Source organism: Runella aurantiaca (assembly GCF_003339505.1).
Taxonomy (GTDB): Bacteria; Bacteroidota; Bacteroidia; order Cytophagales; family Spirosomataceae; genus Runella; species Runella aurantiaca.
This window is the reverse complement of record NZ_QPIW01000036.1, coordinates 58,953-69,973: the sequence shown is the minus strand read 5'-3', so window position 1 is coordinate 69,973 and position 11,021 is coordinate 58,953. Positions and strand designations below refer to the sequence as shown.

Annotated in this window: 12 protein-coding genes; 11 read left to right on the top strand and 1 reads right to left on the bottom strand. The window is 39.4% G+C overall.

Annotated elements, in window-relative coordinates; genetic code table 11:
- The first annotated feature begins 463 nt into the window (after nt 1-463).
- The 3 genes from DVG78_RS27185 to DVG78_RS27180 all read left to right on the top strand — a co-directional run bounded on the left by DVG78_RS27185 (nt 464) and on the right by DVG78_RS27180 (nt 3,121).
- Complete coding sequence (locus DVG78_RS27185; protein WP_114464150.1) at nt 464-1,453, top strand: metallophosphoesterase family protein; 990 nt, start codon at nt 464-466, stop codon at nt 1,451-1,453.
- A gap of 162 nt (nt 1,454-1,615) precedes the next feature.
- The gene (locus DVG78_RS30135) at nt 1,616-1,786 is read left to right on the top strand and encodes a hypothetical protein (RefSeq protein WP_158550122.1); all 171 of its coding nucleotides are present in this window, start codon (nt 1,616-1,618) and stop codon (nt 1,784-1,786) included.
- 156 nt (nt 1,787-1,942) lie between these two features.
- Nucleotides 1,943-3,121, top strand: a complete 1,179-nt coding sequence (locus DVG78_RS27180) for an ATP-binding protein (protein WP_114464148.1) — start codon at nt 1,943-1,945, stop codon at nt 3,119-3,121.
- A gap of 43 nt (nt 3,122-3,164) precedes the next feature.
- Here the strand turns inward: DVG78_RS27180 and DVG78_RS27175 are convergent, their stop codons facing one another.
- Nucleotides 3,165-3,398 (bottom strand): nuclear transport factor 2 family protein, encoded by a 234-nt coding sequence (locus DVG78_RS27175; RefSeq protein ID WP_147277186.1) that lies wholly within the window; start codon nt 3,396-3,398, stop codon nt 3,165-3,167.
- A gap of 304 nt (nt 3,399-3,702) precedes the next feature.
- Here DVG78_RS27175 and DVG78_RS27170 point away from each other — a divergent pair, with 304 nt between their 5' ends.
- From DVG78_RS27170 to DVG78_RS27135, 8 genes are all read left to right on the top strand, one after another.
- A complete protein-coding gene (locus DVG78_RS27170) occupies nt 3,703-4,647 on the top strand; it encodes a ParA family protein (protein WP_114464146.1) in 945 nt (314 codons plus the stop codon).
- Nucleotides 4,648-4,659: 12 nt separating this feature from the next.
- Nucleotides 4,660-5,640 carry a ParB N-terminal domain-containing protein gene (locus tag DVG78_RS27165; RefSeq protein WP_114464144.1) on the top strand — a complete coding sequence of 327 codons (981 nt, stop codon included), beginning with the start codon at nt 4,660-4,662 and terminating at the stop codon, nt 5,638-5,640.
- A gap of 39 nt (nt 5,641-5,679) precedes the next feature.
- On the top strand, nt 5,680-6,921 hold the full coding sequence (locus DVG78_RS27160; protein WP_114464143.1) for a toprim domain-containing protein: 1,242 nt from the start codon (nt 5,680-5,682) through the stop codon (nt 6,919-6,921).
- A gap of 14 nt (nt 6,922-6,935) precedes the next feature.
- Entirely contained in the window at nt 6,936-8,072 is a 1,137-nt protein-coding gene (locus DVG78_RS27155; protein ID WP_114464142.1) for a hypothetical protein, read from the top strand.
- A gap of 407 nt (nt 8,073-8,479) precedes the next feature.
- The gene (locus DVG78_RS27150) at nt 8,480-8,803 is read left to right on the top strand and encodes a hypothetical protein (RefSeq protein WP_114464154.1); all 324 of its coding nucleotides are present in this window, start codon (nt 8,480-8,482) and stop codon (nt 8,801-8,803) included.
- Nucleotides 8,804-8,900: 97 nt separating this feature from the next.
- Nucleotides 8,901-9,542: a hypothetical protein gene (locus tag DVG78_RS27145; protein WP_147277185.1), complete on the top strand. Its 642-nt coding sequence runs from the start codon at nt 8,901-8,903 to the stop codon at nt 9,540-9,542.
- A gap of 350 nt (nt 9,543-9,892) precedes the next feature.
- On the top strand, nt 9,893-10,402 hold the full coding sequence (locus DVG78_RS27140; protein WP_114464140.1) for a phage tail protein: 510 nt from the start codon (nt 9,893-9,895) through the stop codon (nt 10,400-10,402).
- A gap of 35 nt (nt 10,403-10,437) precedes the next feature.
- Nucleotides 10,438-10,947 carry a phage tail protein gene (locus DVG78_RS27135; RefSeq protein ID WP_114464138.1) on the top strand — a complete coding sequence of 170 codons (510 nt, stop codon included), beginning with the start codon at nt 10,438-10,440 and terminating at the stop codon, nt 10,945-10,947.
- The last annotated feature ends 74 nt before the right edge of the window (nt 10,948-11,021 follow it).

Below are 11,021 nucleotides of genomic sequence, written 5' to 3'. Positions count from 1 at the left end.
TTGGAAAAACTATTACGATCCTTCTAAACGGAAAGAGAAAAAATAGATTAAATTCGGACTAAGAAGAAAACGGTAAACATATTTCAGGATTAACTAAAAACGGTCAACTAATTTTAGGACAATACAAGATTTTGCGAGTACAGAAAAACGCAGGTCTAATTGTACAAACCGACAATGATTTTAGTAAACAAGATCGAACAATTGTCGTTTGTTTTTAAGGCTATTTTGTAAGATAAACCTGTATACTAATCTATGTATATAAAATAAAACACATTAAATAGATAAAAGTATACAAAAGTCAATTCGACCAATGAGTTCTCTAAAACTACTATTTGAAAAGGCTACAATAATTACTCATTTTATCAGTCATACTAAAGAATGCAATCCATACCAGTAGGACACTTTCTTAGAGATTGAGTATTAATCAATATCAGAAACTCTTATTCCTCACCTAACACTTTTTATGAAAAACAAATCTCTTTCTTTTGTTACATTCTTTTTACTCTTCAGTATTGCCTCTAGATCGCAAGAGCTTCAGTTCCGCTCCGACAGCACTTTTCGCATTGTTCAGTTCACTGACATTCATTATAAAGCGGGGGCGACGCCCTCCAAAAAATCAATAGCATTGATGCGGAGCACTCTTGATGAAATAAAGCCCGATTTGGTGGTTTTTACGGGTGACGTTGTTGTAAGTGCGCCCACCAAACAAGGCTGGGACGAAGTTCTGGACGTTGTAATCGCCCGCAAAATACCCTATTTGGTAACCCTTGGTAACCATGACGATGAAAATGAAATGAAACGAGCTGAAGTGGCGGCTTATGTTGCTACTAAGCCCTACCTACTCAATAAAACCGCTGAAACCAGTGGTGTTGATGGTTACTTGAACGGTGCAATAGCGATAAAAGGGAGATCAGGAGCGAATGCTGCGTTATTGTATGCGATGGATTCACACGCTTACTCAAAAAATAAAAAAGTAGATGGCTATGGATGGTTTAATCACAACCAAGTGCAATGGTACCGGCAAACCAGTGCTTCATTCAGAGAAAGTCGGAAGGATACCTTGCCTGCGTTAGCTTTTTTCCATATTCCTCTGCCAGAGTTTAAAATTGCTTTTGATAACATCAAAAACAAAAGACGGGGAGTTCGCTATGAGAATGAATGTGCTCCTCAAATTAATACGGGTATGTACGCTGCTATGCTTGAATCTGGCGACGTGCTAGGAATGTTTGTCGGTCATGACCATGTCAATGACTATTTGGTCGATTACAATGGCATTGCATTAACATACGGCTGTTTTTCTGGGAGTGAAAATACCTACTTGCGTACCAAAAATGGAGCTAGGGTCATTGAATTGAAGGAGGGGAAAAAGGAATTTAAAACCTATCTCCGCGAGTTTGATGGTGTCATTTTGTACCCTCTCACTTATCCATTTCCAGTGCCTGTGAAAAAGTAATACTAAACCAAACAGTTACTTGTGTGCTGGTGATGGAAGCCAGTAATATCATCGGATCGTTATCTTTCTAGGTCTCTTTATATTTCAATTCCATTTTTGTACGATTAAGGATTTTTCGGAATTGAAAGCTAGATATTCCCAAACATTATATTCCACTCTTATATGATTAAAGATGGAGTCAATAGTGCTTTGGGCCTCAGCTATTTGCACTATCCAACCGCTGCCACTAACGTTTTTACCTGTTTTTTTGTACTCAAAATGACCAATATCTGGAAGATTTTGGTCATTTTGGGCTATTGTGTGAGTGATGAATTTCAAATCTCTGTCGGCTAAAGACTGATGAAAATACCCGTTGGTAAATGAGTCCTACAGAGCTAGTTATTGAGGATTTCTAGGTTACATTTAGTTTATTATCCATTAAAATACGCGACTTTTATTCCTGCATATTTAAAATATTAATTTATATTTACAGGAATAATTTTCTCATATATGATTCAGAGAGAAGTAGAAAACGAATTGTTATTTCGGGTAAATCATTTTCCCGTAACCGCCATTTTAGGGCCGCGTCAAGTAGGCAAAACCACTTTAGTAAAAATCCTTCGGGCAGTGCTACCGAAAGAAAGCCTTTATTTAGATTTAGAAATTCCCTCTGATTTGGCAAAACTGTCATTTGATGCAGAGTTGTTTTTAAAGAACAATGATAATTTGACGGTCATATTTGATGAAATCCATCGGTTGCCTGATATATTTGTTTTATTACGCGGGTTGATTGACCAAAAACGGGAAGCCGGACGCTTTATATTATTAGGGTCAGCCTCCCCCGATTTGCTCAAAAATTCGGCAGAATCGTTGGCTGGGCGAATCTCTTATGTTGAAATGCACCCGTTTCACTATCGAGAAATTGCACCTGCAAACTACCGAGACCATTGGCTTTGGGGCGGGTTTCCGCTATCTTACCTTGCCAAAAACGACAAAAGCAGAAATCTGTGGCTTACCGATTTTTTAAGGAGTTATTTGGAAAGAGATTTGCCACAATTGGGACTTTCAGTTTCTCCTCTATTGATGCGCCGTCTTTTGATGATGATTGCTGGTATGCAGGGAGGGGTGCTGAATTACAGTATGTTAGCGAATTCATTGGGTGTTAGCCAACCAACTGTTAAAAATGCCATTGATTTTCTCGAACAGGCATTTCTTATCAGAAGGCTTCAGTCTTATTTTATCAATATTGGGAAACGATTGGTAAAATCACCGAAGATTTACATTCGAGATAGCGGACTGTTACATCATCTTCTCAATATTAAAGAGTTGGATTCTTTATTAGGGCATCTTGTGGCTGGAGGCTCTTGGGAAGGATATATCATTCAGGAAATCATCAGTTTACTGCCACCCGACGCTCTGCCATTTTTTTATCGTTCGCAAGACGGCTCAGAACTTGATTTGGTCATTGAACAGGGGCTGGGTATTTCACTGGCCATTGAAATTAAACTGTCTGATTCGCCGACAATTTCCAAAGGGAATACAATTTCTTTACAGGATTTGGGCAATCCCCCGTTGCTGATCGTCACTCCTTCGGCCAACGATTATGCCCTGAAACCAAATGTATGGGTATGTAGTATTGCCACTTTATCCAAAAATATGCACCGTTTCGGGCTTAACGCTTTCAATTGATTTCACTTACTGTTTATCACTTACAATGCTCTGTCCCTATTTATTATTTTAAAAAAGCCTCTTTTATGGCATCCGTGTCGTTATAAGAGGTAATACGAGTAATCTTGTGGTTTTCGTCAACCTCCCAAATGTGTACCCAACGTTGATGATAGGTCTTGCCTGTATTTTTGACAATGGCTGTTTCTTGTCCGATGACGACTACCTTATTATGATTGATAAAAAACTCCTCTGGGGAAAACATACGAATATCTAAATTACTCCCCATACTTTGAAGCATGTTATCCACTTGCTGTTTTCCTATTTCATAGGAATTTACAAAATTCGTTAAATGAGATTTTCCACTTCAACTAAAATTGTAATATCAGTTATCGACCTGAAAAAAATACGTGAGCATCGACACTGCAAATTAGGTGTTGGCGATTTTTGAGTAGTACCAGTTTTGTAATATGGACAAGGTTGAGACACTGGAAGAACTTTATAAACGGAAATTTGACTGGATTTCCGATAATGTGCTACTTTTTTGTCAAACATTCTTGACAAAAAAAACAATTTGTCTTAAATTTAGGACAAATTACTGATTTATGCTTACCCACGAAAAAGCCATTTCTTTTTTAAAACAAAACCCTGCCCTTTCCTTATCTGTATTGGAGAAAGAGGCCCAATTGCCAGGCAGCACCCTTTCAAAAGCCTTAACTGGAGATCGCCAACTCAATCCTAAGCACTTGGCGAGCTTGTATCCTATACTCATCAAATATGGATTTAAGGAGTTTGCCAGTACCCGAGCAAAGGTTATTTCCGTGGTGAACCATAAAGGCGGCGTAGGTAAGACGACGACTACCCTGAATCTTGGCAAAGCATTGGTAAAATTAGGTTATCGAGTGCTGCTGATTGACATGGATTCTCAGGGCAATCTCTCGCAGGCATTGGGCTACGATAGTCCAGAAAAACAAGTAGTACAGGCACTTTTGAAGGGAGATACATTGCCAGTGTACGCCATCGCCGAAAATTATGATTTATCGCCTAGTGATTTAGAATTGGCGTATGCTGATTTAGAATTAGTACAGGCCGTTGGTGGCGTTAATCAGCTCAAAAACGCCATTGCACCTATTCGTAATCAATACGATTACATATTTATTGATTGTCCACCGGCCCTCAATATTTTTACCAATTCGGCATTGGTAGCCTCTACTGGCTGCTTGGTTACACTCCAGCCCGAAGCGTCGGCGTTGAAGGGTGTCAATAACTTGTTTGACCGAATTACGCAAGTACGTGACCGTATCAATTACGAATTGACCATTGAGGGAATTGTGTTGACGATGGTGGACGCACGTCTCAAAGTGCACCGCGATATGATTGATTATATCAAAGAGTCGTTAGCCAGTTTTAAAATTTTCAATACCATCATTCGTCAGAATGTTGCGTTGAAAGAATCCCAGATTGCTCAACAAGACATTTTTGAATATGCATCCGATTCCAACGGAGCGCAGGATTACCTCAAGTTAGCACAGGAGCTTTCGAGCCACTAAAATTAACTGTCCATGAAAAAGTATCAGATTTCTCTGGGGGAGAAAAAAATCATCAAAGATCAGGGTCTGTTGCAGTTTGAAGAAATCAAAAAACAGATTCAGATTTTGCCAGAATTAGAACAACTCATCCCGCCTTTACTATCCGATGAATTGCACCAATTGGAGCAAAATATACTGCGAGAAGGATGTCGGGAAGCCTTGCTGATTTGGCAGACAACGGAAGAAATCATTGCCCCCGAGACAAAAGGGACAGCCGCTATTTATGTCCTAATCGACGGACACAATCGTTATAGTATTTGCTCAAAACACGGAATAGACTTTAAAATTCATTTGGTGGATTTTAAAAATTTATATGACGTTAGGCAGTATATGATTGATAATCAATTGGGTAGGCGCAATTTAACTGCTGAACAAATTTCTTATTTGAGGGGAATGAAGTACCTCACGGAGAAAAAAGAAAAAGGAAAATATGAACGACTAGAGCATAAGGGACATTTTGTCCCTTATGGTAATGAAGTAGTTGAAAGTACCTCAATTTTAGGGGGGGGAGAGCATAAGGGACATTTTGTCCCTTATGCTCAAGAAACCCTTTCAACGTCCGAAAAACTTGGGAAACGTTATAACGTTAGCGGGAAAACAATCAAGCGTGATGCTGAGTTTGCGTCGGGTTTGGAGAAGCTAGAACCTGCTTTGAAATCTGAAATATTGGCGGGTAAAACCAAGGTTAATAAGACGCTCATCCAGCAGATTGGTAAGTCAGAGGTGCAAACATTACCAATAGCCACGATTGAAGAAATTGAAGAGGTGGCAAAGGTGCCGAGCATTGTCAAAAAAGTAGTTGTCAAGTCAGTGGAAGAAACGCCTCGTGAAGCCCTGATTCGAAGGTTGACTGAATTAACCAAGCAACTGCAACAAACGGGAGATGCTGCTATTTGTGATGAAATTATACGTTGCGCCTCAAAAATCAAGAAAATTATCCCTTCATGGTCGTAATCTTATAGTGGTAATGTGTGGGTTTAAACTTCCTATTTCATGGAAAAACTAACTTTAGAAGGAAAACACCAATGGGAATATTACAAAGCGCAGATCGATTTAGTTGAATTTGCGCAGTGGAAAGGTTATACCATTAATTCTCTAAAAACATCCCGTAACTATGTGGTGTTGAAGTCAGATGGAGATATAATTGTTGTTTACCAAAACCAAAATACTGGCTATCAGGGCTACTTCAATCCGTTGGACACAAAAGATAACGGCAGTATCTTGACTTTTGAATACAACCGTAGCAACCGTAATTGGCGGGTTGTTTTTGCATCGTTAGATGGTTTTTTGAATGAACAAAATACTGGTAAACTTAAAAAACCTAAAAAGGTATTACGGCCCACAGCCCCGCCCGAAGCGCAATTTGACGCTGAATACGACTTTAAGTTTGAGCCACTTTTTGACATCTCTTACTTAACTCAACGTGGAATTGAGTCAGACACCATTATGGCAGATTGCTTTCATGGCCAAGTGTTTAACAAAACTTTTGAACACAACGGAATCCATTATGTAAACACCGTTTTCCCGTTGCGAAATCAAACGGGCGTGGTAGCCGCGATTGTTCGGAATACGCATTATAATAAGATTGAGCGCCCGCGCGGTGATGCTTGCTGGATTTCAAATTTGGCATTGCCTCCCCCCAAAAAGTGTACGATGGTAATTACCGAAAGCCCCATTGATGCCCTTTCGTACCATCAACTTTATGGACCTGGGCCCCAAGAAAGCCGACTGTATGTAGCAACTGCTGGTAATCTAAGCGAAACCCAACCAAACCTTATTCAATACCTGATTGAACTCTACCAACCACAACAAATCATATTGGCTAATGATAATGACAAAGCGGGTACGCAACAGAATGTAAAATTGATGGGACTGCTCCTGCACCCTACTTGCCCATGTAACCTTAAAACAACCATTCATTTACAGGGACAAAAACTATTTTTTTCATTGCGTTATGAGATAGAGAAGCCCGAGACGCTGATTCATGAGCTTGAAGCAATGGTCAAACGGTACTTCAAAACTGCTCAAAAATTTGTGGCTTCTCGCAAAGACGGTTGGGTGGATGTACATCTGGATACGGCACCGATTCACTTTGAAGAACTTGAAACCTTATTGGTGAATGAAAAGCCACCTCATCATTGGCTGAAAATACACCGGCCCTACACGAAAGACTTTAACGAAGATTTACAGCTGATGGCAAAGCGAGACCCTAATTACAGCGATATGTCATTTTGATACATTACACCCCTATGAATTCCAAATCAGAACCCTTAGTCTTTATTCCCAATAACGCACAGGAGTGGTTGGACAGGGTCCGACTAGACCGGAACCTTTTTTACAATCTGCCCGATATACAGCGTAATTTTAAAGAAGATGCCACCTTGGCCCGGGACATTATCATCTTTCTGGCGCATTCATACAAAACTGATTTGTTTGGGTATACTAACTTCGGTATCAATGATTTTTGTAAACTAATGGGCTACAAATCGCCTAACTTACAGAAAACACATCCTGTTTTTGAGGCGGGTATGATTAAGCCACCTACACTGTTGGGGCATGAGTTTAAAAGTGTATTTGAGTATACGCTTTATCGACTGGCTGCCAATAATATTCCGCTTTCCCGTATTGAGAAAACTCAAATCCCGAGCATGAAAGAACTTAACGTGTCTTTTGTGCAGATAATAAGTGACATACGGGTGAGTTACAACGTGAATCGCCCTCAGAAACGCTTTTATTCGTTTAAGCTTGGCCGTGGATTTGTCGAAAATTTAATCAGTTTTTATGTCACGCTGAGCCTCAAAGATTATCTTCGGGTTGCTTCAAATAAAAATAGTGGCCGAATCAAAAACCTGTATATCTATTTGGCGGGTATGCAAAATGTGCTGATTTATAACAATACAAACGTGCTTACGCCCAATTTTGACCTGCTTTGTGAGATTGCCAATATTGAAGACCAGCTTCCAAAACACCGAAAATTTACGCTACATAAGTACCTTAAAAACATCGCAGACAACTCTGACCTAAAATTTCAGATTGAATTTTTTGCCGAAAAAGGCCAGAAACAAGCCTACAGTATTCGCCTTATTTTTGATTCTTCACAACTTCATCTGGAGGGTAACAAAAAGAACCTGTTCTTTAAATTGCTCAATGAACGCTTGCGCCAGGCGTTTGATGATCAGTTTCCACAGTATGACGACAATTTTGAGTTGTTTCAGCAGTGGCTTACCAATCGGGAGTATGATAAAGAACTAAAAGACCGAATTATTCGGGATGTTTACAAGGCAAGTTTTATGTCTGAACATGAAAAAACGGAGGATTTGAGCCTTCAAGACCTTTTGGATAGCTACATTAAAAATCTGAACGAAGAAAAACAAGAGGATTCTTAGAAAAATACAACTCACCCCTATAAGATTGCGACCCGAAGGGGGTTTTACCGCTATAAGATTGCGACCGGAGTGCCATTTACCGCTATAAGATTGCGACCGACCGCTATAAGATTGCGACCGGAGTGCCATTTACCGCTATAAGATTGCGACCGGAGTGCCATTTACCGCTATAAGATTGCGACCAAAAGACAGAGCACTATAAGATTGCGACCGGATTAAATTTCTTAATTACTTGATAAATAGATATTTATGTTTTTTTACCGCTATAAGATTGCGACCATATATATAATATAATATAATTTTTATATAGTTATGAGGGAAAAAAATATTTATATTTTTGACAAATCATTTAAATGATTTGTGTATATTTAAAACGAAATAGTAACGATAAAAAAACAACTAAAGCAATGCCAAAATTAGACCGCTCCGATTTTAAATACAACGCCAAAGTGTTTGAAAAAAACTGCCTTTGGTGCGGTACGCTTTTCTATGCTAGTCGCTCAACGGCTAAATATTGTTGCGGCACTTGTCGTGGATACGCAAATCAAGCCAAACAATCAGAAGAAGCAGTACCTTATGACGAAACAGAAAAAATGATTTCGGCTTTGCTTTCTGAAAATGCCTACCTAAAAGGCCAGCTACAGCGATACATTTTAGAAAATGAACAGTTAAAACAAAAGATAGATAATGATCAAAATAATAGAACAATACAGCGAGAAAAAGAACATTAAAATTGTATTTTAAAAAAATAAATTATGAATATTTTACTAACGCAATATAAATAGTAATATATTAGCACTTCTTAATTGTTTATGAACTCTGTATTTTATGAAAAGACGTGTTTTTATTGGGAATACGTTATCGGCAATGTCATTGACATTGTTAGATTCGTCACTGATACAAGCAACGGAAAAAACTAAAAATTTAAACAAAGCGTTGTTGGAGCGTCTGGTGGAAGCGTTTGAATTTAAGGTATCTGATGCATGTTGGTCTGATCCCGTTTTTATGAAGGTATTCGAGGAAACATCTCATAATTTCCTTAAAAGTAATTACCAATTTTCTCAAACAAGGGCGTTTCAGTTAGCTAACTTCAACTTAGTGCTCGTGCCGATGCAGTTAAAAGTCGCTTCATTGGGGTGTATTGATTGGGCTTTTGTGTTTTACGAACAACTTCATGATAAACAATGGAAGTACGTAAAATCAATCAATGCATACGAAGCAGATACAATTCTAAAGTCAGTCGATTCACTTGAGACACAGCTTCCAGAGGGACAGTTGCCAGATTTTCTGTTGCCCGCTTATGTCAGAGAAACAAAATCCTTGAGTTACAATACCCGAAAAGGGCACATAGACTTGAAGATAATGTTAAATTCAACGAGTGTTCAGGCCAATATCCAAATTTGGAATCAGTCGGAGCTTCTTTTTAAACAAGAGTATCATCTGGAGCATGCCCTACAGATGGCTGTATAGCTACATTCCCCGTAGTATGTTGCACATAAATTCGTTATCAAAAACTAAACCATTCCATAATTTTCAGTGCTTGCTTGCTTTGAGCAATAGTTTGGTTATTTATTTTATTATCTCCCCTACTTTAAAAGTCTTTTAAAAGACAATCCATTATTTCTTAATAAAGTGCTGTGATTTGTGGACGGATTGATTTATTTGATTTGCTTTTTTTCAAGGTACTAAAAAGCATTTAAAAAAAATCAAACACCCATCCAAAACTGAATATTGGCATGTGCAATGCACTTTAAAATATGTGTTTTTCTATTCCTACTTTTCAGTTTCGTACTTATTCATATATCTAAAAACTCATTGTTATGGCAGAACCTTTTTTATCAGAAATTCGAATTATGAGCTTTGTGTTTCCGCCCAAAGGCTGGGCATTATGCAATGGTCAGTTGTTACCGATTAACCAAAATCAGGGGCTTTTTTCATTGTTGGGGACCACATTTGGCGGAGATGGGCGGGTAAATTTTGCCTTACCAGATTTAAGAGGGCGTACACCGATTCACGTTGGTAGCGGGCATACCTTGGGCGAGCGTGGAGGTGAGCAGGCGCATACGATTTCAATAGCAGAGTTGCCTACGCATAGCCACCTTGTAAATGCATCTCCAGCCACCCAAGATTCTGTTGCACCTAGCAGTTCGTCATTTTTTGCTGATACAAGTCCTTCGGAATTTTATGGGGGAGGGGCATCAGCGTTGGTTGCCATGAATCCCGTAATGGTTACTTCTACGGGAGGGAGTCAGGCTCACCTCAATATGCAACCGTTTCTAACGCTAAGTTTTTCGATTGCATTGCAGGGAATCTTCCCGAGTCCGAATTAAAACCCATTTCGCAAACCTATAACGTATGAAAAACCATGGCACAACCTTATGTTGGTGAAGTAAGAATCTTTGCTGGTAACTTTGCTCCCGCGGGGTGGATGTTCTGTGAAGGACAATTGCTGCCCATTTCAGAAAATGAGACCTTGTTTCAATTGATTGGAACAACCTACGGTGGTGACGGTGAATCTACCTTTGCCTTGCCAGATTTGCGCGGCAGAATCCCCATTCATCAAGGAAACGGCTTTGTTTTGGCCGAAACAGGAGGGGCAGAAGAAATTACCCTTACCACGCAGCAAATTCCTGCGCATAGTCATTCATTTATGGGTACAAATACGAATGGCAGTGGTGGCAGCCCTGCGGGGGCGGTATTGGCTAGGAATGCTGCCGTAGATGGATATACGTCTGACAGTTCGACTGGGTTGGTGTCTATGTCGCCGTCAATGGTCAATCCTGTGGGAGGCTCACAACCCCACACCAATTTTCAACCCTATCTGTGCGTTGATTTCATCATTTCCTTGTTTGGTATTTTTCCATCGCCCACCTAATTGTTTGAAAATTAAAAATAGATTTTTTCACCCACGTCTAGTAGGCCAATATGCTTAAAACACGGCTTCTGACG

Coding starts and splice junctions, on each gene's coding strand:
- DVG78_RS27185 (WP_114464150.1), top strand. CDS start 464: ATGAAAAACAAATCTCTTTCTTTTGTTACATTCTTTTTACTCTTCAGT.
- DVG78_RS30135 (WP_158550122.1), top strand. CDS start 1,616: ATGATTAAAGATGGAGTCAATAGTGCTTTGGGCCTCAGCTATTTGCAC.
- DVG78_RS27180 (WP_114464148.1), top strand. CDS start 1,943: ATGATTCAGAGAGAAGTAGAAAACGAATTGTTATTTCGGGTAAATCAT.
- DVG78_RS27175 (WP_147277186.1), bottom strand. CDS start 3,398: ATGCTTCAAAGTATGGGGAGTAATTTAGATATTCGTATGTTTTCCCCA.
- DVG78_RS27170 (WP_114464146.1), top strand. CDS start 3,703: ATGCTTACCCACGAAAAAGCCATTTCTTTTTTAAAACAAAACCCTGCC.
- DVG78_RS27165 (WP_114464144.1), top strand. CDS start 4,660: ATGAAAAAGTATCAGATTTCTCTGGGGGAGAAAAAAATCATCAAAGAT.
- DVG78_RS27160 (WP_114464143.1), top strand. CDS start 5,680: ATGGAAAAACTAACTTTAGAAGGAAAACACCAATGGGAATATTACAAA.
- DVG78_RS27155 (WP_114464142.1), top strand. CDS start 6,936: ATGAATTCCAAATCAGAACCCTTAGTCTTTATTCCCAATAACGCACAG.
- DVG78_RS27150 (WP_114464154.1), top strand. CDS start 8,480: ATGCCAAAATTAGACCGCTCCGATTTTAAATACAACGCCAAAGTGTTT.
- DVG78_RS27145 (WP_147277185.1), top strand. CDS start 8,901: ATGAAAAGACGTGTTTTTATTGGGAATACGTTATCGGCAATGTCATTG.
- DVG78_RS27140 (WP_114464140.1), top strand. CDS start 9,893: ATGGCAGAACCTTTTTTATCAGAAATTCGAATTATGAGCTTTGTGTTT.
- DVG78_RS27135 (WP_114464138.1), top strand. CDS start 10,438: ATGGCACAACCTTATGTTGGTGAAGTAAGAATCTTTGCTGGTAACTTT.